The following is a 26,443-nucleotide window of genomic DNA, read 5'->3' as shown; positions in this document are numbered from 1 at the left end:
TGGGACAAGTCAGCAGTCACGTAGATAGCGTTTGTGCCGACTGCGACCGCCCGCCGACCGAAGCGTCGGACCCAGCGGTTCAGTCGCACCGAGCGAGAATCGCTTCGAGCGCCCGCTGCATCTGCGGACCGAGCGTCTCGGGGGCGTTGCGTTCCGCGACCCGTGCGGCCGCGGCCGTCCCGAGTCGGTGGCGTCGGTCGGCGTCCGAGAGCAGGTCGTCGAGCGTCGACGCGAGCGCCGTCGAGTCGTCGGCGTCGACGAGAACCCCCGTCTCGCCGTCGGCTATCTGCTCGTCGATACCGTAGCCGCGACTGGCGACGACGGGCAGGCCCGCCGCCTGCGCCTCGATGACGACGTTCGGGTACGCGTCTATCTCGGAAACGTAGGCGAAGAGGTCCGAAGAGGCGTACAGCCCCGCGACGTCGCTCACGAATCCGAGCGTGTGGATTCGCGCGTCCAGCGGGTCGTCGTCGACGCGTTCGTCGATGTACTGCTCGACCGCGTCGTAGTACAGACCGTCGCCGGCGACGACGAAACTGACGTCGTCTCGGCGGTCGCCGAGTTCGACCATCGCGTCGACGAGGCGGCAGACGCCGAGGTACTTCCCGTGGTACTGGAGGTTCGTCACGGTCAGAACGGTCATGGTCCCGGTGGCGTCGGACGTCCCGTCGGCGACGGCGGTTCGGCGGTACTGCGAGGGCGTCACCGGGCCGGCAACGACGCGAATCCGTTCTCGGGGACACGACGTCCGCCGAGCGAGCGTCTCCGCCAGCGACTCGGAGACGGCCACGAAGCCGTCCGCGTAGCGAAACGTCGCGCGGGTGAGCGCCGAGAGGCCGAGGTACCCGAGCCACCGAGCCCACTGGTTCGTCCGACGGTACTCTGCGCGCTTCTCGTCGTGCTGTCTGAACAGGTCGCCGTTGGCTCTGACGACGAGCGGCACGCCGTACAGCAGGCTGAGAACCACCGCGACGATGCCCAGCATTCCCGAGCCGTTGTAGACGACGAGCGCGTCGGTGTCGCCGCCGCGGAGCGCCGCACGCCCGCGCCGGAACTGTGAGACCGCTCGCTCGAACGCGCTCGCGTCGGAGTCCAACGAGACGACGACGCTCTCGGCGTCCATCGCCGACAGCGGCGCTTCGAGTTCGAACGGCCGGAGGTCGGTGAAGCCGACGATACGCATCAGGTGCGCGCCACCTCGGGGTCGCTCTCGGTCGAACCGCCTCGTCGCATCGACGCGCGCGGTCGTTTTGTCGCTCCTGCTTCGCCCATTCACGTCATCACTCAGGAGCAGCGCCCATAACTGTTCGCCGGATGACGACACCGGGACGGGGCGAGTCGCCCGAGACGGACCGGTAGCCGTCGAAAGGGGTCGTCGATCCCGCCTATCACCGGAGAGGATACTATCTACGTCGACACAGTATCTCCATCCAAATACAATATGGGAGAAATAATACATACTATAATAGCGGTGCTCTCCGAACGTGAGCGTACCGTAGCGGAAGCGCGGTGACTGTGGAGAGAGCGAACATCTATGACCGAGAAACAACGCACCGACGTCGTCGATCGATCGGAGCAGAACCGACGCAACAGTTCCTCGACCAGCGTCGCCCGGCGCGTGGCTCCGTCGGGATTCGACCGACCGACGCGCGAGCGGGCGCGCTCCACGCGATGGGTCGTCGCGGCGGGTGTCAGTGCCGCACTGGGCGCGCTCTTCGTGGCGGGCGGCTGGTTTACGCAACGGTGGCTGTTCGTCGCGCTGGGTGCCGTCGCACTGTACGTCGCGGCGCTCGCGTACTATCTCGCGCCGGACACGTCGGTCTCGGAGGCGGTCGCAGAACGACTCTACTGGAGCTACGTCGACGGGCGTGACGCCCTCGACGCGTCGGCCGCCCACGTGTACCTCCCCTCGGTGTCGACGACCGACGGGGAGCGCGACGTTCGGCTGACGCTCGTCGACGACGCGGCGGACTCGTCGGTGAGACCGTCGCGAGAGACGTCGTCGGAACCGCGACATCGGCCGGTCGGTGCGGGACTGCTCGAGTCGTACCTCGACGAGACGAACGAGGCGCTCGCCGCGAATCCGCGTCGCCTCGCCGACCAACTAGCCGAGGCAGTCGTCGACGGATTCCGTCTCGCCGACACCGCCGAAATCGTCGACAGCGCCGACGAACGAGTCACGTTCAGACTGACCGGCTGCGCGCTCACGCCGCTGACGCGGTTCGACCATCCGACTGTCTCGCTTCTCGGCACCGGGATGGCAGTGGGGCTCGGCCGCCCGGTCCGAGTCACCGCCGAACGAGACCGAGACGACGACAGTTGCCGGGTCGACTGTTTCGTCGAGTCGTAGCTCGGTTCGTCCTCGAGTCGTAGCTCGGTTCGTCCTCGACCGGCAACGCTCACGACCGACGAGTAGCCCGAACGAATCAGAATCCTATGTAGAGGTCGTACAGCCTGAGCGGCACGTACAGTCCGAACAGCGCCAGTTGGACGACGAGCGCGTGTCGCGCGCGGACGACCCACGGCGGGCGGTGGTGGGACGGAGACGCGAGTTCGAGTGCGACGGCGAATCCGGAGAGGGCGATAGCGAAGACGAATCCGGGTGTGAGCGCGTCGACGACCGCGAGCCAGAGCGTTCCGAACGTCGTCCAGACGGCGGTGACGAGGACGAGGCGGTGCGGACCAGTCGACATCAGGTCGGCCCTCCCGAACTCGGGGTCGGCGGAGCGACCGAGGCATTGGCCTGGTCGCTCGCTCCGACCGTCGTCCAGAAGTGCACCGACCGATAGGCGTTCGCCCTCGTCGGCTCGGCCGGCGGCGACTCCTCGTAGAGCAGCAGCTGTACCCGCTGGTCGGCCCCGACGCGCTCCGGTCGGAACTCGAACTGGCGAACGGCGGTCTCGCCGGACGCGACGCGCGTCCCGAACCGAGCGAGTTCCGAACTCTCGCTGACCGTTCCGGTGTCGCCGTCGACGTCCTGAAGCAGCACGACGACGGTGTAGTCGACGGCTCTCCCCTCCTCGTTCTCTATCTCGACGTAGAGGTCGCTGGCCTCGCCGGCGACGACGTCCGTCGGGTAGTCGCTCGCGGTCAGCTCTCCGGCGTCGTCTTCGGTAAGCACCGAGAATCCGGTGAACGTCTCGCCCCGTTCGGGGGTGACGACCGCGTACCCGATGCCCCCGAAGGCGACCAACACGCAGACCACCAGTAGCGCGGTGACGACGCGTTCGAGGCCGCTCGACGCGGAGAGAAACGACGTTCCGCGCGGGAGGGTGACACTGAACCGACGGTCGGGCGGGGTCGACCATCGGCGCTTCGCCGCGACCAGGAGACCGACGGCGTTCACCGCGCCGACGGCGGCGATGGCGGGTCCGGCGAACAGGCCGATCGACGAACTGGCGAGGACCACGCCGAGGAGCGCGGCGACGACGAGACTCGTCCCGACGGAGAGGACGAGTCGATGACCGAGCGTGAGCCGTCGGACGTCACCCCCCAACCGCGCGGTGGCCTCGGCCCGCGGAAACAGCGCCGAGACGACGGCGTACCCCGGGATGAAGGCGACGTAGACACCGCCCAGGAAGGCGATACCCGGCGACGGAACACCGAGCGTCGACGCCAGTACGACGTAGCCGACCAGAAAGCCCGCACAGACGGCGAGGTCGAGAAACTGGGCGGCGAGCGATTCGCGAACAGACACAGTTCGGATAACTGTAATCTAGCACATAAATCTATTCTCATGAATGGAAACTGACTGTTGTGGCGACCGTCTCGTCTCCGATATCGATTCGAGTTCGCGGCGGCACTCCGTGGTCGGTCCTCGCGCGTCCGTCGACGGGGCCGCGGCGTCCGGCGAACGGGAATAGAAAATCTAGTTGTAAATACGTGTTTACCCGAAAAATCAGAAGATTTACCTTCGACTGTACAAACTGCGGTTATGCGTGGGGAGCAGAGTCTACACGAGGATATGTGAAGCTATGAAATTTGATAGTTCCGGGAGATGGTTTACGCTGAGTCGGCGTCGCGGACGTCCCACGCGACCTGTCCGCCGAGCGACCGAGGCAACGGCACGGGCAACGTAATTCGAAGAACTCCGTACAAAAATCCAATATCTATGACGAAAAACCACGGCTACAACACACCGAAGAAAGGTACCGCCGACTGGAACGTACCACTAAACGAGAACTTCAAAAAGATCGATAAAGACGTCGAGGTTCGGGACGTCGAGTCGAAGCTCGACACGTACGAACCGGCGGCAGGGACGAAGTTCCTGGCGACGGACACGGGGAACCGATACATCGGCGACGGCGAGCAGTGGAACCTCGCACCGCTGCCGCGGCGCGGGGCGGTCGGCGACCTGACCGCGCAGAACCGGTTCCGCATTCCGGCGCGAGAGCAGGACCCCGAAAACGCGGAGGCCGGCGAACTCTGGCTTCGGACCGACGAGAACGCGCTCAAAGTCCAGATGGCCAACGGCGTGCAGACGCTCGCCAGCGGCGAGAGCTCCGGCGATGACGGTCGCGGCGACACCGGCGGAACGACCAACGCCGACGTCACTATCGACTTCGCCGACGACTCGTACCTCGACAAGTTCGACGCCCGAAAGTCGGAGCAGAACTCCATCGTCAACGGCGAGAAGGCGCGAAGCGACACGGCGCTTCAGGTGCAACTCGAAGAGGGAAGCCACTACGGCACCGACATGCAGTACTACTTCAGCGACAACGGCATGTCGGAGCCCGAGGAGCTCTGGATCCGCTACTACCTCCGCCTGGACCCCGGTTTCGACGTCACCTCCGACGGCGGGAAACTCCCCGGCCCGGCGGGAACGTACGACAGCGGCGGATGGGGCGGTAAGCCCGCCGACGGGACGAACGGCTGGTCCGCGCGGATGGCGTTCATGCCGGCCGACGGCGGCGCCGAACTCTCGTACTACTGCTACCACGCAGACATGAACAACTGGGGCGAGTGGTGGAGCTGGGACGGTACCATCGAGACCGGCCAGTACTACCAGATCGACAGCTACGTCAAGCTCAACACGCCCGGCGAGAACGACGGTATCCTCCGCGGCTGGATCGACGGCGAGCAGGCGATGGAGAAGACGGACATCCGGTTCCGCGACACCGAGGACCTGAAGGTGGAGTCGCTGTGGTTCAACATCTACCACGGCGGCAGCGACACCTCGCCCAGCGACAACTCGTTCTACTTCGACAAGCTCCAGATGTCGACGAGCGGGCCGCTGGACTGACGCGAACGAGTCACCCGAACCGAAGCGCCGTCACGGGCGACGGCGCGGCGACTCCCCGCGGCTATTTTTCGATTCCGACGGCGCCCAGACGATGGCGTCGGAGAGAGAGAGGGTGTCGTAGAGATGTCGGTAGAACCGGAGATTCCACGGCGTGTGGTCCGCCCTCGGCGTCGGGCCGAGTCTGAGCGCCGGGTACAGCGGTAACACGTCGACGAAGCGACGTTCGTCGATACCGAGGCCGGCGCAGTACGTCGAGACGCAACGTCCGACCGCGCGCGAGAACGGACAGTCGCGGAAGAACGCGCGGTTCGTCGCCTCGGCGTAGCTCTCGAACGCGTACAGCGCCGTCTCGACGACGAGTTTCAGGAAGTCGACGAGCGGGACGCCGTCGGTGCGGAAGTACTCGAAGTCGATGACCGACCGGACTCCGAGGTCCGCGTCGAGGAGGATGTTCGTCCCGTCGTAGTCGCCGTGGGTCGGGCCGAGAAAGAACTGCTCGCAGTCGGCGAATCGGTCGACGTACGCGCCGGCGCTCGGCAGCGTCGACGTCGAGAGGCGCCGTCGTTTCTCGTCGCTGTCGTACGTTCGGACGTCGGCGGTCGCTTCGGCGAACGTGACCAGCCACTCGGTGGCGTTCGAGAGGAACCGCTCCGCGCATCGGTCGAACCGCCGAAAGGCGTAGTGGGCCGGTCGGCCGCCGAGGAACTCCTTGAAGATGACGGGCGTCCCGTCGACGCTCTCGACGGCCAGCGGCGTCTCGACGGTCGCTCGGAGCCGGTCGGACGACTCGACGAGTTCGCGGAGTCGGGTGAGTCGCTCCCACTCGCCCAGGACCTCGGCGTCGTCCCACCTGGCGAACCGACAGACGGTCACCGGGTCCTCGTGTTCGTAGACGAACAGCGTGATGTAGCCGGTCGGTCCGCGCGTCCCGCTGTACAGACTGTACGTCAGCGCCGACCGGTCGGCGTCGAATCGGTCGGCGACTCGGTCGAGCAGTTCGTCGATCATGAGGCGTCGGCGCCGATCTTGTACGCCGGTGTGAGTGCACCCAGCAAACGCGCGGTTCCCGGCGGGAACGGGACGCGCGAGAGCGACTGCGGGGAAATCGAACTGTGCAGACACGTGCCGAGCGACACCAGTTTCCGTCTGAGAAACGCCGCGAGCAGTCGCTCGTCGGAGAAGACGAACGCCGGCGAACGCCGATTCGGCACGGCGTACGAGACCGTCACGTTCCGAAAGCCCGCTCGTTCGAGCAGGCGAACGTAGCCGCGTTCGGAGTGGAGACGAACCGACGGCGAGCGACGGCGGCCGCCCGCATCGAGGACGGCCCCCTCGACGGCCGCCGGGACGACGGCGGCGAGGCGGTGAACCGGGTCCAGTCGGTTCCACTCGCTCACCAGGAGTCGGCCGTCCGGGCGAAGCCACTGGCGGGTCTGTCGGAGAAACGACCGCTGTGCGCGGACGGGGTCGTCCGACGACTCGTCGGCCCCGACGTGTTTCAGCACCCCGTTCACCACCACGACGTCGAACTGATCGTCGCCGAGCGGGAGCGCCGTCGCGTCGCCGTGGACGAGCGTGAGGTTCTCCGTCTCCGCGGATTCCTGCATCGCCGCGGAGAACCGCAACCCGTCGAGGTCGGTGTCGACGGCGACGACGTGGTCGGCGCGGCGGGCGAGCGAGCGGGTGAGCGCCCCGCATCGACTGCCGAGTTCGAGCACCGTCTTCCCCGCCAACGGTTCGATACGGACCCAGTCGGCCTGGTCGGGGTTGAGCCACGACTCGTACTCGAAGTCGGGGCGGATGCGCCGGAGCTCCGACTCGAACTTCTCCGCCCGCTTGAACGGCGTCATGTCGCCGACACGCAGCGCATCGACGAGCGCGTCGATCTCCTCGGCGGCACCGGCGTCGTCGTCGACGTCGAGCAGTCGAACGATGCCGTCGTCGTCCACTCGCCAGTCGCTGTGACACTGGCCGTTCCGCGACTGCTGTCGACGGCGGAGACGGGACCCGCAGTCCCCGCAGACGAACTCCAACTCCGGTGGCCACATCGATACACCACTGTAGTTCCGACTACATATTATATGTTGTTCACTGTACTATTATATGCTCGTACGTCGTAGACGGTGTGTTTCTCGACCGAGTTACTGTCAGAATTTGGATATCACAGCACACTTACGCGTCTGGCACGCGAGTATGTCGTGCACCATGACCGCGGAAGCAGTTTTCCGAGTGCGTCGACAACCTCCCTCAGCGATGTCCGGAACTCGTTCGAGTGTACCCGTCGCAGATGGGGCGTTGGCGAATGGCTGAGGACGACAGACCGACCGGCCGCTCGTCGGACGCCGCGTCGCTGCCGCGCCGCGACCTTCTGACGGCGGTGGTCGGCGTGGCCGGCGTGTCCGGTCTCGCGGGCTGTCTCGGCCTGTTCGACTCCGACGGCTCTCGGGGAGACGGACGGACGCCGGACGGCGGCGAGGTCGGGGGGACGCCTCCGTCGATCGTCGTCTGGGAGGACCGCGAGGGTATCGTCCGCGCGGAGACCGAGAACGGCCCCATCGAATCGGGGCGACGACCCGCGGCGGTCATCCAAGCCGCACTCGACGTGTCCGCCCAGCAAGCCGGTATACAGAACGTCGAGGTCGTCGGCAACTACACGGTCTCGCGGCCGGTCCACCTCCAAGAGCGGACCGTGTTGAACCTCAGAAACGCTCGTCTCACCGCCGGCGGAAACCACGCGGTGATCTCGGTGAACAGCATCTCCCAGGCGGCGGTCGTCGGGGGTCTCCTCGACGGGGACAATCAGTCCGACGGCGAACAGTATCTCGGGGTGCTCGCGCTCAACAACGCCGACCAGGTCGTCGTCGACGGCACCGAGGTGCAGAACGGCGGGTACTACGGGGTCAACCTCTACGAGTGCAACGACTGCGTGCTCAACGGCATCCGAGCGCACGACAACTTCCGGCACGGCATCCATCCGGGAGCCGATACGGAGGGTCGGGGGTACTTCAACTGGCTCACCCACTGTATCACCGACAACAACGGCGTCGACGGGGTCAACGACAGGGGGACGACCGTACCGGGCGAGTCGCTCGACAACGCGTTCTACAACTGTCTGAGTCGGAACAACGGACGGAGCGGCTTCATCCTCGACGGCGGCGTCGGAGCCGACGAGGTGGCCGCGCGGTTCGACGTCGTCGGCTGTCGGGCTTACCGAAACGGAAGCCACGGTATCCAATTGACGAACTGCCGCGTCTCGGCGGTCAACGTCGTCACGCGGTCGAACGGTCAGTCCGGTCTCCTGCTCAACGGCGGGGTTCAAGCGTCGATTCTGAATCCGCGGTCGGACGACCACAGCGGCCCCAACGCCGGTGGAATCACGATTCGTAGCAGCGATTCGGCCGCACCGAGACACGTGGTCGTCTACGGCGGAGCGTCGACGAACAACAGTCACAACGTCCGCATCGCGTCGGGGTCGAACACCGGTCCGATAACGCTCCGGGACATCGACCTCCGAGGGGCCGAGAGGCGACCGCTCTGGCTCGGCGAGGACGCGCCGCCCGAACTGACCGTCTCGAACGCATCGGGCTACCGCACCACGAACCGGGGGGACCAGACGGAGAGCGGCGACGGGTCGGCGTCGACGTTCCGGTGGGAGCACGGCCTCGCCGAACAACCGCGGTCGGTCAGCGTGACGCCCGCCACACCCGCCGCCGCGGGGCCGTTCAGCGTCACGCACGACGGGGACGCCATCGAAGTCACGTATCGCACGGCGCCCGAGCAGGGCGACGACAACCTCCGCTGGTGGTGGAGCGCGAACGCCTACTGACGGGTCTCGTTTTATGGCGTATGCGCCCGTCGACAGACACGATGACAGTCAGAGAGAGCCTCAGTCGACGACCGACCGAAGCGGTCGCGCTCGCCGTGTTCGCCGCGGGCGTCGCCGCCTTCGTCATCCTCCACACCGTGGTACTCGTGACGAGCCGCGGCGGCGACCTCCTCGCACAGGTCCGTCTGGTGTGGTTCGCGTTCGTCGTCGCCGCCGCCGTCGCCGCCGCGTATCTGGTCGCCGAATCGACCGGTCGACTGTAGCGGGATATCGGATAGATAGACATTTCGTTGACAGAAACGATGTTTAATACCGTCGGCATTCGCACAGAGTTCCTATGACCATTGCCGTGTCCAGAGCGACGGGCACAGACCGCGAGTCGTGGAACTCGTACGTCGAGCGAGCGCCGCACGCGACGCCGTTTCACCGATTGGAAGCGCTCGAAGTGCTGCGCGACGTGAGCGACACGACGCTGCATCTGCTCGTCGGGCGGGAAGGCGAGGAGGTGTTTGGGATATGCCCGCTGTTCGAGGGGAGCGTCGGACCGTTCTCGTCGGTTCGCTGTCCGCCGACCGAACACGACGTGCCGTATCTGGGCCCGGTGTGGCTCGACGTCAACCACCTCTCACAGCGGAAGCAGGAGATGTGGAACCACCAGTTCGTCGAGGCGGTCTGCGAGTGGATCGACGAGGAGGTCGACCCCGACCACCTCGACATCCGAACCGTCGACCGTTACCCCGACGTGCGTCCGTTCATCTGGGCCGACCTCGACGTGCGCCCGGCGTACACGTACGTTCTCGACCTCGAACCGGGGCCCGAGGAGATCAAGCGTCGCTTCAGCCGAAGCACGAGGCGGTACGTCCGCGACGTCGACGACCACGACATCGCCGAGCGGGGCTACGAGGGCATCGAGTACGCCGTCGACCAGTACCACGAGCGCTACGAGAACGCCGGTGTCTCCGTCGAACTCTGCAAGGCGCTGTACGACGCACTCCCCGACGGCTGCGTCAGACCGTACGTGCTCTCCGTCGACGACCGGTTCGTCGGTGCGAGGCTCACCGTCGAACTCGACGACACGATATACGCGTGGGTCAGCGCGGCCAACGTCGAAGAGGCCGAGGTGCCGGTCAACGAACTCGTCGAGTGGTACGCCATCCGCGACGCCGCCGAACGAGGGCTCTCGCGGTACGACTTCGTCGGGGGGATGGTCCCGAGCCTCTGTCGGTACAAGTCGCAGTTCGCGCCGGTGCCCAGAGCGCTGTACCTCGTGCAGCGGCAGCGGCCGTGGATGCGCGGGGCGTCGATGCTGTACAACCGACTCCCGGAGCGCGTCCGGTCTCTCGTGTAAACTTCCCCACCCTACTCCCTCGACGCCGACGCGCCGCGGAGGCGGAGGCGCTCAGAGCGACTCGTAGATACCGATGGCCCAGTGGTCGGGGCCGAACAACCGCCCGCCGAAGCCGATGTTGCCGTCGACGGCGCAGCGCCACCCGTCGCCGACCGGCCAGGGGTCGAGGTGGTGCATCCGCCCGGAGTTCCACCCCAACCGCTTCTCCGTCCCCTCCAGAATCGGCGAACTGTGGAGTTCGCGGTCCCGGTACGTCGAGGGCGTCAGTTCGTCGACGACGTACCCCCGGAGCCGGTGACCGTAGCAGGCCGCACAGTCCTGGAAGAACGCGACGACGTCGCTGTCGCGGACGAGCGGTCGCCCGCCGGGACGGGCCGCGGTCGGCCGGCCTTCGACGACCGGGTTGCCGGCGTGGGGCGTCCAGTCGTCGGCTTCGAGTTCGTCGCTGTAGAACGCCAGGAGGTCGGCACGGTCGTCGTCGCTGCCGGCGAGCGCCCACCACCGGTCCTCGTGTCTGAAGACGACGAAGTCGCACAGAAAGCGGTCGGGCGCGACGAGTTCCGCCACCGGCGACCAGCCGCCCGGGAGCGAGTCGGTGCGGTAGAGAATCGGGCTCGCCGGCGTCTCGCGGTTCCAGCGCTCGGGGAGCATGTAGTAGCGGTCGTCCCACCGGAACACGTACGGGAAGGCGAGGTGGTCGTCGGTCTCGAGGACGACCCGGTCGTACGACCAGCGTCTACCGTCGTCGCTCTCGGCGTGGGCGATGGCGGCGGTCGGCGTCCGGTCGCGGTTGAACACCTCGAAGAACAGGTGCCAACGGCCGTCGGGGGTGACGAACAAAAACGGGTCGGCGACGAAGTCAGCGTCGCCGAAGTCGGTGACGTCCGCCGCGGTGACGACGGGGTTGACGACGCCGCGACCGGGGACCAGCGAGAACGGGCCCGGCGACGGCGTCGGCGTCGCCCGCGGTTCGCCGTAACCGTCCCACGGCGACTCGCCGACCGGACTCGTCTCGGACGCCGCGTGAGCGCCGTTCGTGAGCAGTTTCGAACGATGGAGACGCTCGCCGGCCAGCCACGCCGCGTCCCTGATAGATTTCGAGTCACCGGGTCTGAACCGGGGACGGGTCATCGGACGGTCACTCCCGCGCCCGAGTGACCGGGCGAGTTCGGAGGCGCGCACCGCCGGACGGGCGCGCACCGCTGGCTGGGAACCCTCCACCGGCCGATCGTACTCGGGGACGTCGCCACCTGCGATTCGACGCGAGCCATACCGTGTCAACGTTGATGACAACCAAAAAACATGGGCTGCCCGCGGAGAACGGCGGGTCGCCCGCGGCAACGTATATGGGCGCGTGTCCTGTGAACTGTCGTATGAGTGTCGTCATCCGACTAGCCGCCTCGCAGACGCGACGCGAGGCGACGCGACGTGGGCGTAGGTGAGCGATGGACGTCGAGATACACCACACGATAGAGAGCGTTCCCCGCGAGGAGTGGGACCGCGTCGTCGAGGAGTCGCCGCACGGGAGCGTCTTCCACCGGTATCACTGGTTGGCCGCCGTCGAGCGCGGGTGCGAGAGAACGGGGCGGTACGTCGTCGTGTCCGACGGCGACGCGCCCACGGGCGTCCTCGCGGCCGCCGTCGACGACGTGCCGTTGACGCCGTTCGAGCGCCTCTGCTCGCCGGAGCCGGGGTTCGGCGGTCCGGTCGTCGCCGACGACGAGGAGGAGACGCTCGACGCGCTGCTCGACGCCGCCGAGCGCATCTGCGAGGACGGCGTCGTCGCGCACGTGTTCCGAACGCTCGACGAGGAGACGGTCCGGTACCAACGTCGACTCCGAGAGCGCGGCTACAGCCAGACCGTCGCGAGCTGTCGGTTCGTCGTCGACGTAACCGACGGCTGGGACGCGGTGTATGGACGGATGAGCAGTTCGCGTCGGCGCGCGATACGCTCGGGACACAAAAACGACGTCCACGTCAGAGACGAGGTCCCCGACCGGAGCGACCTGCGCGCGTTCCACCGTGGGTACAGACGCGTCATGGACCGCGTCGACGGCGACGCGTACCCGCGGTCGTTCTTCGAGCGGTTGCGGACGATGGACGACCGAGTGAGACAGTTCTCGCTGGAGGTCGACGGCGAGCCCGCGGGAAGCATCCTCGTGCTCGTCGACGACGAGCAGTCGACGGTCCAGTACTTCTTCTCGGCGGTCGAGCGCGAACACTTCGAGTACAACGCGTCGGAGCTGCTGCACGAACACGCGATACGGTGGAGCATCGACAACGACTACCGACAGTACGACTTCGGCGAGACGAGTCCCGACTTCCGGGACGGGCTGTTCCGATTCAAGGAGCGCTTCGGTGGGCGCGCGGTCCCGACGCTGTCGTGGGAACGCGGCTGTGCGCCGGTTCGCTGGAACGCCTTTCGGCTCGGTCGACACCTGTATCAGACGGCGAACCGGCTTCGAGAGGAGCGGACGTAGGCGGGTCTGTCGGGGGAGCGGATGCGGGAGCGAGCGACGAGGCGGCGGACGCTCCCTCCTCGGTCCGGTTTTTCGCCACCAGATACGACTCGAAGCCGCCGTTGTCGTAGACGCGGTCGACCGTCGAGCGGTTCTCGAGTCGTTGGAAATCCGCCGGGGTGTAGCGCCAGAACCCCCGGTAACCGGGGTAGAACGTCGGGTTCTGCTGCCGGCCGAGTTCGGTGACGAGCAGGTACCGGTACTCCGGCGGACCGTCGGGAGGCGGCGCGCCATAGGCGAAGTGCATCGGCGGGTTCGTCCCCTCCGAACGGATGTTCTCGGGGTCGTCGACCTCGTATTCGAGCATCTCCTGAAACCGCGACTGGGTCGTTCCGTACTCGTCGATGAGCAGCGACTCGTTTCGGTGGTCGAGCACCCACTCCATCCCCTCGACTTCGCTCTGGGTTATCTGCCCGTTGGCGCCGTTGGACAGCGGCGACGCGTACAGCGAGAACACCGAGAGGAAGACGATGGCGGCGAAGCCGACCGAGAGCGCGCCGAGAAGCGTCGACCGCTGCCACGAGCCGCTCGCTCGCGCCCACAGCGCCGACGCTCCGAACCCGACGAGTATCGGCGCGGTGAACCGAGCGTACCGAGAGATTCGGGTGAACCCGACCGTGAGGTCGACGAAGAACGCGAGCACCGAGAGACCGGTGAACGCGGTGAACACCGCGAGGAAGAACAGCGAGACGTCGCTCAGTTCGGTGTCGCCGCGGAGCAGTCGCACCAGCAGGTAGCAGGCGAACACCGCCCCGAAACTGACCAGCAGCCCGAAGACGCCGTAGGTGTACAAGCCGGTCTGGAGCAAGTCGACGAGGCGGGGCGTCGTCCGAGCGGCGGTGCCGCTCAGGTTTCCGAACTCGGAGGACTGGACCGCCTCGAGCCCGAGTAGGCGCGCGAAGACGAGGTACGTGCTCCCCGCGATGGACTCGTACGTGTAGTACCACGCGAAGAAGAGCACGCCAGCGACGGTCCCGACCGCCAGCACCGGAACCGGCCGACCGCTCCGTCGAGCGGTGGCGCGCCCGTAGAGTTCCGGCGCTTTGGCGAGCGCGAACAGACCAAGGAGAAACAGCGTCGTGAGCGGGTGAAAGAAGACGACGCCGACGACCGAGAGCACGAGCAGCGACGCGTACCGCGTCCGTCGCTCCCACGCGCTCGTCCGGAACAGCAGCGCCAACACGAACGGAACGAAGGTGAACGCGAAGACGCTCGGCGAGAACATCACGTTCTCGAAGCCGAACAGCGGGAGGTACGCCACCGGGAGAACGAACAGCACGTCGCGTCGCCGCTCGGTGACGGTGTCGAGCAGGAAGTAGAGGCCGCCGAGGTAGAACAGCGAGAAGAACGGCGGCAGCAGGTTCACGAGCTCGGCGGTGTCGAGCCCGGTGGCGTGCGAGAAGACGCCCGTGAGCGCGTTCAACCCCGGGTAGTAGTTCTCCGGGTCGAGTCGCCCGGTCTGTGCGAGACTGTCGACCATCCCGACGAACGACAGCATGTCACCTTTGCCGACGGCGAACAGTCGGTACCGGAGGTACGGCAGCGACAGCAACAGTCCGTTCGCGCCGAGGAGAAGCGCCACCCCGTATCGCCACCCGGGGCCGGTCGTCTCGTCGGCCTCTCCGTCGCCGCCGACGGCGACGGCGCGCAACACCAGCAGCTGTCCGACCACGAACGCACCGCAGATGGCGAGCCAGAACCAGACGGGGTACGCACCGTAGAGATGTATCTCGTACGCCGTCGCCGGCGGACCGACGGCGATGTACGCCCCGCAGAGTGCGAGCGAGGCTACACCGACGAGAGCGAGAAGTTTCGTCCGAAGCCGTCTCCGGTCGTCCATGTACTGAGACTGCGTGCAACGCCGCGTGGCTTGTATGTTGTGTAGCGTTCACGGAGACGACAGGTCGGTATGCTCCGTTCGAACACGGTAATCACAGATTATCAATCAGTCGAACAGCAATGCGAGGCGGCCGGGGGCGTCGAGGGGCGAGTTCGCGTCACTCGACCGATATCTGTTCGACGTCGTCGCTCTCCGCGCCGGTTTCGACGTCGAGTTCGCCGCGGAGCAACTGTGTCGCTCTCTCGCGGTCCTCCGGGTAGCCGACGTCGACGCGCCAGCCTTTCAGGCGGAGCACGTCGATAGTGCGTCCGCTCTGGATGAGGAGGTTGATGGCGTCGCTGATCTCGTACTCGCCGCGTTCGGACGGTTGGACGAGGTGGCAGGCGTGGAAGATAGCCGGCGTGAACGTGTAGAAGCCGGTCATCACGAGGTTCGACTGCGGGTCCTCCGGTTTCTCGACGACGTCGGTTATCTCGCCGTACGGGTTCGTCCGACAGACGCCGTAGCGACTCGCCTCCTCCCACGGCACCTCCTCGACCAGAAACGCCGCGTCGGCGCGCTCCTCCTGCTGTCGCTTGACGACGTCCGAGAGGTTCGCCTGGAAGATGTTGTCGCCGAGCATCAGGATGAAGTCGTCGTCGATGTGCTCTTCGACCGTCAACAGCGCGTGCGCGAGTCCGTTCTGCTCGCGCTGGTGGGCGTACGTGATGGGGATGCCCTCGAAGCTATCGCCGTAGTGGCTGATAATCGCCTCCTTTCTGTAGCCGACGACGACGATGAACTCGTCTGCGCCGAGTTCGGCGAGCTGCTCGAAACAGTGCGTCAGGATGGGTTTGTCGTCGACCTCGACCATCCCCTTCGGCTTGTCGTCGGTCAGCGGCCGGAGTCGAGTCCCCTTCCCCGCCGCGAGTACTACTGCCTTCATACCGAGACTATGCGACGCCGAACGGTATTACTATACGGTCGCTACGGCCCGCAGAAACTAGCTCTGGTTGATACAATCTCTCACAGAACATCAACAAGTGATGACAGTTCGCTGGACGAACATCTGTTTTTATATCCGCGTCCCCGGCAGTTTCCCACGATGCAGGTCACCGTCATCGGCAGCGGCTACGTGGGGACGACGCTGGCGGCGTGTCTCGCCGAACTCGGACACGACGTGACGAACGTCGACATCGACGAGGAGATCGTCGCGGCCATCGAGGGCGGCGTCGCCCCGATTCACGAACGGGGGCTGGACGAACTCGTCGCCGAGCACGGCGGCGAAACGCTCCGAGCAACGACGGATTACGCGGCGGCCGCGCGGGCCAAGGTCGTCTTTATCGCGCTTCCGACGCCGACGGACGCCGAGGGACGAATCGACACCTCGATAATCACGGCGGGCGCGGAGCGACTCGGCGAAGCCTTGGCGGAGAGCGAGGAGCCGCCGTTGGTCGTCGTCAAGAGCACCGTCGTCCCGGGGACGACCGAGAACGAACTGATTCCGGCGCTCGAACGCGGGTCGGGGCTGACCGCCGGCGAGGGGTTCGACGTGGCGGTCAACCCGGAGTTCCTCCGCGAGGGGACGGCCGTCGACGACTTCCTCCACCCCGACAAGGTCGTGTTCGGCGCGGCGAGCGCGCGCGCGTACGAAACACTCGACGAGTTGTACGACCCGCTGTTCGCACAGACCGACACCGCGGTGGTCCGGACCGGCGTCCGGGAGGCGGAGATGATAAAGTACGCCAACAACGCCTTCCTCGCCTCGAAGATCAGCCTCATCAACGAACTGGGGAACATCTGCAAGGAGTTCGGCGTCGACGCCTACGAAGTCGCCGACGCCATCGGCCTCGACGACCGAATCGGGCCGCAGTTCCTCCGCAGCGGCGTCGGGTGGGGCGGGTCGTGTTTCCCGAAGGACGTCGCCGCGCTCATCGCCGCCGCCCGGGACGTCGGCTACGACCCGGAACTGCTCGACGCGGTCGTCGGCGTGAACGACCGCCAGCCCGAGCGGTTGCTCTCGCTTCTCGACGACCACGTCGACGTCACCGGCGAGCGGGTCGCCGTGCTCGGCCTCGCGTTCAAATCCGGCACCGACGACGTTCGTAGTTCGCGGGCCATCCCGACCATCCGGGGACTGCTCGACCGCGGCGCGACCGTCGTCGGCTACGACCCCGTCGCAACGGAGAACATGCGGACGGAGTTCCCCGACATCGAATACGCCGACAGCGCGGCCGAGGCGCTTGCGGGTGCGACCGCCGCCGTCGTCGTCACCGATTGGGACGAGTTCGCGGCGCTCGACGAGGAGTTCGACGCGATGGAGCGGCCGGTCGTCGTCGACGGCCGCCGCGTCGTCGAGCGGCGAGACGGTATCGAGTACGAGGGGCTCACCTGGTAGTCGGGCGCAGAAAAACGGGACCGCGAGGAAGCACACGAACCGAGGGTCGACGGGGCGCGGCGGGCGTCGTTACGCGCCGTAGCCGTCCGCGCCGTAGCGACCTTCGCCGTAGAACGTCTCGACGTCGTCGCCTTCGACGACGGCGTAGCCGACCGTCTCCGGCTTGTGCCACTGTTCGTCGTCGACGCTTCCCTCCTCTTCGACTCGAATCTCGACGCTCGTGCGCGTGAGGTTGCGGTAGCGGAGCGTGCACGGGTTGTTGCCGTTGAACGTCTCCACGTCGGCGACGAAGACGGGGTTGTCGTACGACTCGTCGAACTCGACGGTCTGCCAGCGGTGGTCGACGTCGGCCGCGTGGCCGGCCTCGAACGGCGCGCCGCCGATCGTTCCGGTGCCGGGTTCGATGGCGACGTAGCCGACGACTTCGTCGTGGTGCCAGCCGTCGGCTCCTTCCTCCTCCTGGAGACGCGTCGCAAACCGGCGTTTCGAGACGTTGCAGTTCCGCGAGACGACCGCCTGCCACCCGTCCGTGGACTGCGGCTGCGTGAGGACGACCGGTCGCTTGGCGAACGGTTCGTCGAACGAGACGCCGGTCCACTTCGTCGCGGCGCTGACGGTGCCCGCTTCGACGTGGAGGCCCTCGACTACGGGCGCTCCCGCCTCGACGACGAGGCTGCCGACGACTTCCTCGACGTGCGGACCGTCGAGGTAGTTCCACTCCTGAACGCGGTAGTCGAACGACTCACCGTCGACCTCCTGAAGCCGCGAGGTCGCCGGTTGGTAGCCGTTCGCCGAGACCGGGAGCGCGACCACGACGGGGCTGGAGTACGAGGAGTCGAACGCCTGCGTGTCCCACTGGTGCGTCGCAGTGAGACGGTGGGCTTCGATGTCCGGTGCGGAGGCTGCACTCGCGCGCTGCGCGGCGGCTTGGGTGCCGGCGACGCCGAGGACGAGCGAGGCTTTGAGGACGCCACGTCGGGTGTAGCGGGACTTTGAGCGGGCGGCTTCGGTCGAGGTGTCGGACTTTCTCATTTCGAGTTCCCTCTGTTCAGTAGTACAGTCAGATGACCGGTTATATAACTTTCTAATTAATTAAGTGTGAGTGGACTTACGCTAGTCGAGGAACTACTGACAGGGACCAATATCACCTCTAACGCTCGTTAAATCGGTTTTCAGACACCCCGTGTATGATATGAAATCTGGTAATTCTCACAGATTAGGTGTGATAGAGAAGTAATATATCAGAATCAGCACCCAAATTGCCGCCCGGGACGACTCGTGTCCGGAGGCGTCGAAAACGGTTGTCCGGAGAAGACTCTCCAATCTGGACGAACGTAGCGGCCAACTACTGACAGTAGGCGTCGAAAACGAGCAGCGACGGCGTCAGACTCGGTCAGGTTCGGACGCGAAACAGTCCAGTAGCGCTCCACTAGCGACGATAGTACAGCACCTAGGCACGGGAACGAATCCGCTACCCGGTTCGGAAAACGGAGCGTCAGCGGCGAAGAGCGTCACTGCGTCGGTGTGGGCGTTTCGTGTGTCAAACGATTCGTCGAAATAGAAACGAGTTGGCCGAGAAACACCTACTCTCGGATAGCCAGAATATACTAAACCCGGATAGTTCCGTCTGTCCCGTCGGTGCGAAAGTGCATGACACGAGAGAATCAGACCCGAAGACGGTTTCTCGCGGGGAGCGCGGCGACACTCGGTTCGCTGTCACTACTGGCGGGCGGTGCGGGTGCGCAGGCGTCGACGCGCACTATCGCCGTCGTCAACGCGACCGGTGACGGGCCGGCGAAGTACCGATTCAGCGTCGACGGCGACGTCGAGAAGGCGACGGACACCGGCGGGGCGCCGAACCAGTTCGCCTCGCTCGACGACGACGACACACTGAGCGATGCCACCGCGGAGGGGCGCGTCTACGGTGGCGCGGACGCGTACCAGTTCGCCGGAACGGTCACGAGCCTGGTCGTCGAGGGCGGCGCGGACGTCTACGTCGACGGCGAAGCGGTCGACCCCGACGAGTTTCCCGCGCCGGGCGTTCTCGCTATCACCGGCGACGGCGAGTACGCGTTCGCCGTCGACGGGAACGTCGAGAAGACGACGCTGACCGGCGACGCGGACGTCCCGCCCGCGTCGCTCAACGACGCCGACAGCGTGGAGGGAGGGTCCGTCGACGGGTCGGTGTTCGGCGGCACCGACGCCTACGTCGTCGACGGCGACATCACCGAGTTCGACCTCGACGGCGGACTGACGGGGTATCTCGACGGGGACGTGTACACTGGTCCCGCGGATGGGCAAGCCGACGCCGGGAGCGCCGAAGACGGCGGCGACGCCGCCGGTGACGACGGCGACGCCGACGAGGGGGGCGAGGCTCGATCGACACCCGAACTCGTCTTTCCGGACTGCACCAGCGTCCGGGTCACGGGCGCGTTCGAGTCGGCGTCGCTGGAGGTGCTCGTCGAGGACGGCGACCCCGAGACGACGCCGATGGAGCAGGTGTACGAGTACGACAACGCCGACGGGGCGACGGAGGCCACAGTCGCGGTTCCCGATGGGGAGTTCGGCCCCTATCAGGTCGTCGAGGCCGCCTCGGTCACCTACGGCGACGGCGAGGAGACACGTGCGGTCAATCCCGAGGCCGACGCCTGCCGCGAGGAGACGTTCCCCGCGGTTCGGGACGTCGAGTTCCTCGACTGCACTAGCGTTCGGGTCGCGGGCGCGTTCGAGGGGCTCTCCATCGAGGTGCTCGTCCAGGACGACGTGCCGCCGACCACGCCGATGGAACAGGTGTACACGGTTGAAGGCGACGGCTCCGAGGAGACGACGGTGAGCGTCCCCGACGACGAGTTCGGCCCTTACCAAGTCGCCGAGCGAGCGACGGTCGTCTACCCGGACGGCGAGCGGGTCGACGTGACGAATCCGAGCGCAGATAGATGCCGTGACGAGACGTTCTCGGGGGCGTGAAAGCCACTGCAACGCGACGTAACCGCCGATTGTCCGACCGAAGCCGTCGGTTGGGCCCGTCTGTCGGTGCCGGCGACGGTGCGTGTCCGGCGATAATCGCGCTGTTACTGCTCTCTTCGGACGGCCAACGACGGGTTGTCGACCGGCCGGATTCGGTAACGTTCACGGTGTTCTGATAGTCAGATAAATACACAAGTATACTTGCCTGAAAAAAGCTTAAGATGCAACTCAATGAGGCCTTAGCCGGAAGCGGAGAAATCAATGAAGGAAACACATACAAGCCGCCGTACGTTCCTCGCTGGCAGTCTCGCGACCCTCGGCGCAACCACGGCAACCATGACCGTTCGAGCACAGCAATCTGAGTGGAAGCACGTCGTCGTCTCGGGCACCCCGGGTGCCGGGCCGGTCCGGTACGAACTGGAGGCGACCGACACGCTCGAGAAGACCACCGAGACGGGCGGCGCGCCGGTCGACGGCGCGTCGGTCAACGCGAACGACGTACTCGAAGGGAGCTTCGCCAGCGGCGTCGTCGTCGGCGGCGTCGACGCGTATCGTTACAGAGGCGACCTGACGCTGCTGTCGGTCGACGGCGACGCGACCGTCTACCTCGACGGAACGCAGACGGACCCCGACAGCGTCGGTGAGGATTACGACTACCTGGCGGTCGTCGGCGACGGCTCGAAGGCCGACTACAGTTTCGAGGTCGACGGCGACGTCGCCAAGACGAACATGACAGGCGGCGCGCCGACCCGCTACGCCTCCGTACAGAACGCCGACGGCGTCGACGCCGGGTCGGTCAGCGGGTCGGTGTTCGGCGGTACCGACGCCTTCCGGGTCGCCGGCGACATCACCGAGTTCGACCTCTCGGGCGGCACGGCGTATCTCAACGGACAGGAGTACACCGGACCGAGCGGCGGAGACGGTTCCGGCAGAGGCGAAGGCGACAACCGCGGACAGACGAGCGACGGCTCGGAACCGGGCGTGAAGTTCGTCGACTGCACCACCGTCGAAGTGACGGGCAGTTTCGACCAGGTGTCGCTGTCGGTGCTCGCCTCCGACGGCGGGTGCGGCCCCGGACCGCGCTTCAGCGAACAGGAGTACGTCTTCGGTCTGAACGCCGACGAGGTCGTCGAGGGAACGACCACCATCTCGCTCCCGAGCGGCTACTTCGCGGCGTACCAGGTCGTCGAGTCCGCCACGGCGGAGGGCACCAGTTCGATGTCGGTGTCGAACCCGGACGCCGACGCCTGCCGCGCCGAGATGGAGTCGCAGTTCGAGGACTGCTAGTCGGTCGAACCGGTCCACCCGGTCGAATCGCTCGCGGTCGTCTCCAGGTCGGTCCGGGCGCGTCGTAAGATGCCCTCCCAGACGCCGAACAGCGCGCTGTCGAGTTCGTAGGCGCGGTTTATCTTCCCGACCCACTCGTCGTCGGCGAACAGCAGCGCTTGGAACCGACGGACGTCCGGCGAGAGCGACTCCCGACGGCCGGTGTAGTACGCGACGCTCTCCTCTCGCGTCCGCGCGAGCAACTCGGGCGGCACCTCGATACCCGACTCGCGGGCGACGGAGGCGAACCACTCGAGGTGGAGTATCGCGTCCGCGAGGACGAACCGCTCGACGAACCCCGAGACGTGCGAGAGCGCGGGTCTGCCCTCCACCAACACGTCGCCGGGCGTGCTGTACTGCGGAACGGTGACGTGCGGGAGGTCGCTCGCGTACCTGCGCGATATCCGCGTGAGTCGGTGCTCCGCGAGCGCGTTCGGTCCCGCTAACGCGAGTTCGTACCACAGCGGCAGCCACTCGCAGAACGGGTCGCAGAACGCGGCGTCGGCCAGCAGCGTCGCCGCGATGGAACGGGCGACGCTCGGCTCGACGTCGGTTCGGTTCGCTCGCATCGCGTCGACACCCGCCGCCGCCTCCTCGTGGAACCGGCCGCAGTCGAGCGCCATTCCCTCCGCGACGCGGGCGACGTAGTCGGCACCGATTCGGTACCAGTCGGCGAAGTCCTCGGCCGTTCGCAGCGTCGCGAGTCGGAAGACGGTCACACCGCGAGTAGGGACCGCCGCGACATGAACGGACGCATTCGGCGAGTAGGGGCCGCCGCGACGTGAACGGACGCATTCGACGAGTGTCGACGAGCGCGACTGTCCGGACGGTCGACCGGTGCGCGAAACTATAGCCGACGCCGTGGCACGAACCCCGATGACGGATTCACGAACGAACGCGCTCCGGGAGACGGTCGACGCCGGCGGCGTCGCGCTCGGCGTGCTCGACGGTCTGTACAGCCCCGACGTGGTCGAACTCTGCGGCGACCTCGGCGTCGACTTCGTCTGGCACGACCTCGAACACGCCGGCCCGAGTCCGTGGGACGCGACGACGCTCTCGAACCTCCTCCGCGCCGCGGACGCGACGGACACCGAACTGCTCGTTCGCATCCCGGTCACCGAACCGGCGCTGATGCGCAAAGTGCTGGACGCCGGGGTCCGCAACGTGTTCCTCTCGCGGGTCCGGTCGGCGGCGGAACTCCGCGAAGCGGTCCGCGCCGCGCGCTTCGAGTACGACGGCGAACCCGGTCAACGCGGACTGGCCGCACCGCGAGCGAGCCGCTGGGGTCTCGCCGACGACTACCCGACGACCGAGGACCAGGAGACCTTCGTCGGCGTCACCGTCGAGAACCAGCGAGCGGTCGACGAGATCGAGGAGATCCTCTCGGTGCCGGAACTCGGCTTCGTCTTCGTCGGCCCGTACGACCTCTCGGTCGACACCGGCCACCCCGGCGAGGTCGACCACGAGGAGGTGCAGGCGCGCGTGGAGACGATTCGAGACGCGACGCTCGACAGCGACGTGGCGCTCGGCGGCCTCGGCTTCGGGATGGACGACGTGAACGAGAAAGCCGAACAGGGTTACCAGATTCTCAACGTCGGCAGCACGATGGCCGGCGTCTCGGAGATGGTGTCGTCCCGACTCGACGCCTTCGAGGGCGAGCGGTAGCCTCGGTTCGGCCGCGCCTACCCCTCGTCGGCCAACTGGTCGGCGAGTCCCCACTGCTCGGCGCGCGCCTCGGCTTCCGCCCGCGCTTGCTGTCGAATCGCGTCGAGTTTCGCCTCGTCTTCGAGGAACGCCTCCACCGCGCTCGAACCGCTCTCGCTCCGCCGCAGCCACTCGTCGGGCGCGGCGTCGCGGGTCCGCGCAGCGAGGTCGGGTGCGTCCGCCAGCGTCTCCGCGGGCGACCCCGGCGGCACCCGTAACTCGTCGGTCTCGTGGGCCTCCGCGAGCGCCGACGCCGGGAGTTCGAAAGCGTCGACGCGAAACGGACCGGGGACCGCGAGTTCGACGAGCGCGTCGGTGCCGCCGCGGTCCGTCTCGGCGCTGTACGCCAACGCGGGGACGCCGGCCTCGAGCGTGAGGACGCCGCGCGTCTCGCCGCCGAGCAGCAACGCGTCTTGGGGTTCCAGAACGAGGTAGCCGGTCAGTTCGCGCGCCAGCGCCGCCGACAGCGCCTCGCCCGCGTCGGTGACGACCCGGGACCGAACGAGGTCGCCGCGGGGGATGGAGAACCGGTCGTCCGAGCGGTCGCCCGGCGCGGTCATGGCGTGTCGGGGACGACGGCGCTGCGGAAGCGGTCCGCCACGTCGCCTTCGTCGCCCGCGCGGACGTCGATTCGGTCGGCGGCGGCGCGGTAGGCGGCCGCCGAGGTCGATTCCGGCGCGTGTGCTAAGAGGGGTTCACCGGCGCGTCTGGCCGCGCGGACCGCGTCGCTGTCGGGGACCGTCGCGAGCGTCTGCCCGCCGAAGTACTCGCCCGCGCGGTCGACGATGCGGTCGATTCCGGCGTCGTCGCGAACCTTGTTGAACAGCACGCCCGCGGTCTCGGTTCCGTACGAGCGGGCGTACTCCTGTACCTTCAGGCCGTCCGAGAGCGCCGGCACCGTCGGTTGGAGGACGACGACGATGCGGTCGGCGAGGACGATGGGGAGAACCGCGCTCTTCGAGCCGAGCGCCGCGGGCGAGTCCAGAAGCAGCACGTCGGTGTCGGCGGCGAGGTCCGCGACCACGTCCCGGAGGCGCGCGGGGTCGGCCGCCTCGAACGCCGCGAGGCTCGTCCCGCAGGGGACGACCGACATCCCGAACCGCTCGTACGTCGCCTCCGAGACGTCGGTCCCGGTCTCCTCGACCAGCAGGTCGTGCAGCGTCACCTCCACGTCGTCGAGCCCGGCGTGAAACAGCAGGTTCGCCATCCCCGTGTCGGCGTCGACGACGGTGACGTCGTGTTCGGCGGCGAGCGCCATCCCCAAAGCGAGCGTACTCGTCGTCTTGCCGGTGCCGCCCTTCCCGCTGGCGACGGCGAACGCCTCGACCATGCGTTTCGTTACCCCTCTCTCCTAATTTAAAATCTCCGTCTCTCGCCGAGACGTCGACGACACCGGTCGGACGCTTCGGGTCGAACGAGAACGCCGGCACCGTCACCCGCCCGAACGCCTATGTCCGCGTTCGACGAACCCACGTCCATGCTCGAAGAGAGAGCGGACGGTGCGAGTCGCGGTCGGACCGTCGCCGTCCTCGGAGCGATGGTGTTCGTCGGAGTGGCCGTCTTCTGGTTGTGGCGCGAACACGCGCCGCTATCACGTCGCGTGCGGCGGAGAGGAGACGCGTCGGAGTCACACCGCGGCCGAAAACCGAGGCTCGCGCCGCCGTTCTAACTGTTGGCGACGAGTCGAACAGTCATCCAGTTCGGAGTAACCCTTTCGTGACACGGCGTCGCACGTACACGGGATGACAGACCACACGGAACCGAACGCCGTCGTCCGCATCTGCGTCGGGAGCGCCGGAGACGACGCGAGAGCGACGGCCGAGGCCGCACGGGCGGCCGCTGACGACGTGCGCGTGGTCGACACCGGCCCGACCGGTGTCGGCGGCGACGCGCCGCTCGTACTGGCGACACGGAGGGGTGAGACGACGTTCTATCGCGGCTGCGGACCCGAGCGTGTGACGCGCGTCGTCGAGGCGCTCGAAGGAGGCGAGGTCGAACCCGGCGACGCCACGGTCGAACACGACGCCGAGCGCCGGACGCTGCCGGTTCCCGAGGACGGCCCGCTCTCGGTCGGCCGGCGACGCGTTCTCGCGCGCTGCGGGTGGGTCGACCCCGTCGACGCCGCCGCGGTCGACGAGTGGGCGACCGACGTGGCCGGCGACGCCGACGCGAACGACGCGAACGACGCGATAGAACTGGTCCGGAGCGTCGGCCTCCTGGGCCGGGGACGCGGCGACGCGACGCCCGACGGCCCGATAGCGACCGAGTGGGACGCCGCCCGCGAGACGGACGGCGACCCGGTGCTCGTCGTCAACGCCAACGAGAGCGACCGACGGAACGAGACGGATAGAACGCTCGTCGAGGGCGACCCCGTCGCCGTGCTCGACGGCGCGCTCGCCGTCGCCGACCTCGTCGGCGTCGAAGCGGAGGATATCGTCGTCTACCTCAACGAAGCCGACGCGCTGGCGGGCGACCGGATGCGCGCGGCCGTCGACTCGCTGGCCGAGGCGCGCGACCTCGACGAGGAGCCGCAGGTCGTCACGGGGCCGGACAGGTACATCGCCGGCGAGCCGACGATGGCGCTCGAAGCGCTGGAGGGCAACGACCGGCTGGAGGCGCGGCTCCGCCCGCCGTCGCCCGCGCGACACGGCCTGTACGGGCGGCCGACGCTGGTTCACACGCCGCGGACGCTCGCGCAGGTCCGCGAACTGCTGCTCCGCCCCGAGAACTTCGACGCCGGCGACGCCGACCCCGGAACCCGTCTCGTGACCGTCACCGGGGACGTGGACGCGCCCGCGACGGTCGAACTGTCGACCGGCGGCTCGCTCTCTTCCGTTCGGGACGCCGTCGAGTTCGCGGGCCCGCTGAAGATGGCCTGCGTCGGCGGCCAGTTCGGCGGCTTCACGCGTACGCTGGAGCACACCCCGAGCGCCCCCGCGCTCGCGGGTGCCGAACTGGGGACGGAGGGCGTCGTCGAACTGTTCGACGACTCCCGCTGCGCGGTGGCGACGGCGGGCGGACGCTCGCGGTTCGCCCGCGACGAGAACTGCGGCCGCTGCGTCCCCTGCCGCGAAGGGTCGAAACAGCTACTGAACAAACTGCGAGGCGTCTACGACGGCGAGTTCGACGACGACGGCCTGCGAGAGCTGACGCGGGTGATGCGGACGACGAGCACCTGCGCGTTCGGGTCGTCGGCCGCGCGCGCGATCACGACGGCGATGGACCAGTTCGAGACCGAGTTCCGTGCACACGCCGACGGGCGCTGCCCGAGCGGCGCGTGCGAGGAGGCCTGAG

The 26,443-nt window shown here is 67.2% G+C and carries 23 protein-coding genes; 12 read left to right on the top strand and 11 right to left on the bottom strand.

Annotated elements, in window-relative coordinates; all coding sequences use genetic code 11:
- Window positions 1–79: 79 nt before the first annotated feature.
- The gene (locus FCF25_RS15615) at window positions 80–1,183 is read right to left on the bottom strand and encodes a glycosyltransferase family 4 protein (RefSeq protein WP_168191232.1); all 1,104 of its coding nucleotides are present in this window, start codon (window positions 1,181–1,183) and stop codon (window positions 80–82) included.
- Between the two features lie 351 nt (window positions 1,184–1,534).
- On the opposite strand from FCF25_RS15615, the gene FCF25_RS15610 reads away from it, so the two are divergent.
- Window positions 1,535–2,350 carry a hypothetical protein gene (locus FCF25_RS15610; RefSeq protein ID WP_168191231.1) on the top strand — a complete coding sequence of 272 codons (816 nt, stop codon included), beginning with the start codon at window positions 1,535–1,537 and terminating at the stop codon, window positions 2,348–2,350.
- A 76-nt stretch (window positions 2,351–2,426) separates the two neighbouring features.
- Here the strand turns inward: FCF25_RS15610 and FCF25_RS09930 are convergent, their stop codons facing one another.
- A complete protein-coding gene (locus FCF25_RS09930) occupies window positions 2,427–2,693 on the bottom strand; it encodes a hypothetical protein (RefSeq protein ID WP_117592601.1) in 267 nt (88 codons plus the stop codon).
- Window positions 2,693–3,697: a DUF1616 domain-containing protein gene (locus FCF25_RS09925; protein ID WP_168191230.1), complete on the bottom strand. Its 1,005-nt coding sequence runs from the start codon at window positions 3,695–3,697 to the stop codon at window positions 2,693–2,695. Before FCF25_RS09925 ends, FCF25_RS09930 begins: the two co-directional genes overlap by 1 nt.
- Before the next feature lie 414 nt (window positions 3,698–4,111).
- On the opposite strand from FCF25_RS09925, the gene FCF25_RS09920 reads away from it, so the two are divergent.
- Window positions 4,112–5,242 (top strand): polysaccharide lyase, encoded by a 1,131-nt coding sequence (locus tag FCF25_RS09920; protein ID WP_137048517.1) that lies wholly within the window; start codon window positions 4,112–4,114, stop codon window positions 5,240–5,242.
- A 30-nt stretch (window positions 5,243–5,272) separates the two neighbouring features.
- Here FCF25_RS09920 and FCF25_RS09915 read toward each other — a convergent pair whose 3' ends face one another.
- Together FCF25_RS09915 and FCF25_RS09910 are read right to left on the bottom strand one after the other, a co-directional pair.
- On the bottom strand, window positions 5,273–6,250 hold the full coding sequence (locus FCF25_RS09915; RefSeq protein ID WP_117592607.1) for a hypothetical protein: 978 nt from the start codon (window positions 6,248–6,250) through the stop codon (window positions 5,273–5,275).
- On the bottom strand, window positions 6,247–7,290 hold the full coding sequence (locus FCF25_RS09910) for a bifunctional 2-polyprenyl-6-hydroxyphenol methylase/3-demethylubiquinol 3-O-methyltransferase UbiG (protein ID WP_137048516.1): 1,044 nt from the start codon (window positions 7,288–7,290) through the stop codon (window positions 6,247–6,249). Before FCF25_RS09910 ends, FCF25_RS09915 begins: the two co-directional genes overlap by 4 nt.
- A gap of 254 nt (window positions 7,291–7,544) precedes the next feature.
- Here FCF25_RS09910 and FCF25_RS09905 point away from each other — a divergent pair, with 254 nt between their 5' ends.
- The 3 genes from FCF25_RS09905 (at window position 7,545) to FCF25_RS09895 (ending at window position 10,416) form a co-directional block, all read left to right on the top strand.
- On the top strand, window positions 7,545–9,068 hold the full coding sequence (locus FCF25_RS09905) for a right-handed parallel beta-helix repeat-containing protein (RefSeq protein ID WP_137048514.1): 1,524 nt from the start codon (window positions 7,545–7,547) through the stop codon (window positions 9,066–9,068).
- Between the two features lie 41 nt (window positions 9,069–9,109).
- Window positions 9,110–9,331, top strand: coding sequence for a hypothetical protein (locus FCF25_RS09900; protein ID WP_137048512.1), 222 nt, complete (start codon window positions 9,110–9,112; stop codon window positions 9,329–9,331).
- 74 nt (window positions 9,332–9,405) lie between these two features.
- Window positions 9,406–10,416, top strand: coding sequence for a GNAT family N-acetyltransferase (locus tag FCF25_RS09895; RefSeq protein WP_137048510.1), 1,011 nt, complete (start codon window positions 9,406–9,408; stop codon window positions 10,414–10,416).
- Window positions 10,417–10,467: 51 nt separating this feature from the next.
- Here FCF25_RS09895 and FCF25_RS09890 read toward each other — a convergent pair whose 3' ends face one another.
- A complete protein-coding gene (locus tag FCF25_RS09890; RefSeq protein WP_137048508.1) occupies window positions 10,468–11,547 on the bottom strand; it encodes a hypothetical protein in 1,080 nt (359 codons plus the stop codon).
- 314 nt (window positions 11,548–11,861) lie between these two features.
- Between FCF25_RS09890 and FCF25_RS09885 the strand changes: the two genes are divergently transcribed.
- The gene (locus tag FCF25_RS09885) at window positions 11,862–12,896 is read left to right on the top strand and encodes a GNAT family N-acetyltransferase (RefSeq protein WP_137048506.1); all 1,035 of its coding nucleotides are present in this window, start codon (window positions 11,862–11,864) and stop codon (window positions 12,894–12,896) included.
- Window positions 12,897–14,932: 2,036 nt separating this feature from the next.
- Here the strand turns inward: FCF25_RS09885 and aglF are convergent.
- Complete coding sequence (aglF, locus tag FCF25_RS09880) at window positions 14,933–15,700, bottom strand: UTP--glucose-1-phosphate uridylyltransferase AglF (RefSeq protein ID WP_117592622.1); 768 nt, start codon at window positions 15,698–15,700, stop codon at window positions 14,933–14,935.
- A gap of 159 nt (window positions 15,701–15,859) precedes the next feature.
- Between aglF and aglM the strand changes: the two genes are divergently transcribed.
- Complete coding sequence (gene aglM / locus FCF25_RS09875; RefSeq protein ID WP_137048504.1) at window positions 15,860–17,152, top strand: UDP-glucose 6-dehydrogenase AglM; 1,293 nt, start codon at window positions 15,860–15,862, stop codon at window positions 17,150–17,152.
- Between the two features lie 69 nt (window positions 17,153–17,221).
- Here the strand turns inward: aglM and FCF25_RS09870 are convergent, their stop codons facing one another.
- Complete coding sequence (locus FCF25_RS09870; RefSeq protein ID WP_137048503.1) at window positions 17,222–18,184, bottom strand: hypothetical protein; 963 nt, start codon at window positions 18,182–18,184, stop codon at window positions 17,222–17,224.
- Between the two features lie 618 nt (window positions 18,185–18,802).
- Here FCF25_RS09870 and FCF25_RS15605 point away from each other — a divergent pair.
- Both FCF25_RS15605 and FCF25_RS09860 read left to right on the top strand, forming a co-directional pair.
- A complete protein-coding gene (locus FCF25_RS15605) occupies window positions 18,803–20,119 on the top strand; it encodes a hypothetical protein (protein WP_168191229.1) in 1,317 nt (438 codons plus the stop codon).
- A 336-nt stretch (window positions 20,120–20,455) separates the two neighbouring features.
- Entirely contained in the window at window positions 20,456–21,406 is a 951-nt protein-coding gene (locus FCF25_RS09860) for a hypothetical protein (protein ID WP_137048501.1), read from the top strand.
- On the opposite strand, the gene FCF25_RS09855 is transcribed toward FCF25_RS09860, so the two are convergent.
- Window positions 21,403–22,164, bottom strand: coding sequence for a hypothetical protein (locus FCF25_RS09855; protein ID WP_137048499.1), 762 nt, complete (start codon window positions 22,162–22,164; stop codon window positions 21,403–21,405). The two genes, FCF25_RS09860 and FCF25_RS09855, sit on opposite strands and share 4 nt — an antisense overlap.
- Before the next feature lie 157 nt (window positions 22,165–22,321).
- On the opposite strand from FCF25_RS09855, the gene FCF25_RS09850 reads away from it, so the two are divergent.
- Window positions 22,322–23,110 (top strand): HpcH/HpaI aldolase/citrate lyase family protein, encoded by a 789-nt coding sequence (locus FCF25_RS09850; RefSeq protein WP_117592632.1) that lies wholly within the window; start codon window positions 22,322–22,324, stop codon window positions 23,108–23,110.
- Between the two features lie 17 nt (window positions 23,111–23,127).
- Here FCF25_RS09850 and FCF25_RS09845 read toward each other — a convergent pair whose 3' ends face one another.
- Both FCF25_RS09845 and FCF25_RS09840 read right to left on the bottom strand, forming a co-directional pair.
- Window positions 23,128–23,709: a hypothetical protein gene (locus FCF25_RS09845; protein ID WP_117592634.1), complete on the bottom strand. Its 582-nt coding sequence runs from the start codon at window positions 23,707–23,709 to the stop codon at window positions 23,128–23,130.
- Window positions 23,706–24,479, bottom strand: a complete 774-nt coding sequence (locus FCF25_RS09840; protein WP_117592636.1) for an AAA family ATPase — start codon at window positions 24,477–24,479, stop codon at window positions 23,706–23,708. The genes FCF25_RS09845 and FCF25_RS09840 overlap by 4 nt, the downstream gene beginning before the upstream one ends.
- A gap of 147 nt (window positions 24,480–24,626) precedes the next feature.
- Here FCF25_RS09840 and FCF25_RS09835 point away from each other — a divergent pair, with 147 nt between their 5' ends.
- Both FCF25_RS09835 and FCF25_RS09830 read left to right on the top strand, forming a co-directional pair.
- On the top strand, window positions 24,627–24,818 hold the full coding sequence (locus FCF25_RS09835) for a hypothetical protein (protein ID WP_137048498.1): 192 nt from the start codon (window positions 24,627–24,629) through the stop codon (window positions 24,816–24,818).
- A 73-nt stretch (window positions 24,819–24,891) separates the two neighbouring features.
- Window positions 24,892–26,442: an NADH-ubiquinone oxidoreductase-F iron-sulfur binding region domain-containing protein gene (locus tag FCF25_RS09830; protein WP_137048496.1), complete on the top strand. Its 1,551-nt coding sequence runs from the start codon at window positions 24,892–24,894 to the stop codon at window positions 26,440–26,442.
- The last annotated feature ends 1 nt before the right edge of the window (window position 26,443 follow it).

Origin of the sequence: Haloprofundus sp. MHR1 (assembly GCF_005155585.1) — an archaeon.
In the GTDB taxonomy this organism is placed as follows: domain Archaea; phylum Halobacteriota; class Halobacteria; order Halobacteriales; family Haloferacaceae; genus Haloprofundus; species Haloprofundus halophilus.
Note: the sequence above shows the minus strand (reverse complement) of the source record. Positions and strands in the feature narration are given on the sequence as shown.

Coding starts and splice junctions, on each gene's coding strand:
- FCF25_RS15615 (WP_168191232.1), bottom strand. CDS start 1,183: ATGCGTATCGTCGGCTTCACCGACCTCCGGCCGTTCGAACTCGAAGCG.
- FCF25_RS15610 (WP_168191231.1), top strand. CDS start 1,535: ATGACCGAGAAACAACGCACCGACGTCGTCGATCGATCGGAGCAGAAC.
- FCF25_RS09930 (WP_117592601.1), bottom strand. CDS start 2,693: ATGTCGACTGGTCCGCACCGCCTCGTCCTCGTCACCGCCGTCTGGACG.
- FCF25_RS09920 (WP_137048517.1), top strand. CDS start 4,112: ATGACGAAAAACCACGGCTACAACACACCGAAGAAAGGTACCGCCGAC.
- FCF25_RS09915 (WP_117592607.1), bottom strand. CDS start 6,250: ATGATCGACGAACTGCTCGACCGAGTCGCCGACCGATTCGACGCCGAC.
- FCF25_RS09910 (WP_137048516.1), bottom strand. CDS start 7,290: ATGTGGCCACCGGAGTTGGAGTTCGTCTGCGGGGACTGCGGGTCCCGT.
- FCF25_RS09905 (WP_137048514.1), top strand. CDS start 7,545: ATGGCTGAGGACGACAGACCGACCGGCCGCTCGTCGGACGCCGCGTCG.
- FCF25_RS09900 (WP_137048512.1), top strand. CDS start 9,110: ATGACAGTCAGAGAGAGCCTCAGTCGACGACCGACCGAAGCGGTCGCG.
- FCF25_RS09895 (WP_137048510.1), top strand. CDS start 9,406: ATGACCATTGCCGTGTCCAGAGCGACGGGCACAGACCGCGAGTCGTGG.
- FCF25_RS09890 (WP_137048508.1), bottom strand. CDS start 11,547: ATGACCCGTCCCCGGTTCAGACCCGGTGACTCGAAATCTATCAGGGAC.
- FCF25_RS09885 (WP_137048506.1), top strand. CDS start 11,862: ATGGACGTCGAGATACACCACACGATAGAGAGCGTTCCCCGCGAGGAG.
- aglF (WP_117592622.1), bottom strand. CDS start 15,700: ATGAAGGCAGTAGTACTCGCGGCGGGGAAGGGGACTCGACTCCGGCCG.
- aglM (WP_137048504.1), top strand. CDS start 15,860: ATGCAGGTCACCGTCATCGGCAGCGGCTACGTGGGGACGACGCTGGCG.
- FCF25_RS09870 (WP_137048503.1), bottom strand. CDS start 18,184: ATGAGAAAGTCCGACACCTCGACCGAAGCCGCCCGCTCAAAGTCCCGC.
- FCF25_RS15605 (WP_168191229.1), top strand. CDS start 18,803: ATGACACGAGAGAATCAGACCCGAAGACGGTTTCTCGCGGGGAGCGCG.
- FCF25_RS09860 (WP_137048501.1), top strand. CDS start 20,456: ATGACCGTTCGAGCACAGCAATCTGAGTGGAAGCACGTCGTCGTCTCG.
- FCF25_RS09850 (WP_117592632.1), top strand. CDS start 22,322: ATGACGGATTCACGAACGAACGCGCTCCGGGAGACGGTCGACGCCGGC.
- FCF25_RS09845 (WP_117592634.1), bottom strand. CDS start 23,709: ATGACCGCGCCGGGCGACCGCTCGGACGACCGGTTCTCCATCCCCCGC.
- FCF25_RS09840 (WP_117592636.1), bottom strand. CDS start 24,479: ATGGTCGAGGCGTTCGCCGTCGCCAGCGGGAAGGGCGGCACCGGCAAG.
- FCF25_RS09835 (WP_137048498.1), top strand. CDS start 24,627: ATGCTCGAAGAGAGAGCGGACGGTGCGAGTCGCGGTCGGACCGTCGCC.
- FCF25_RS09830 (WP_137048496.1), top strand. CDS start 24,892: ATGACAGACCACACGGAACCGAACGCCGTCGTCCGCATCTGCGTCGGG.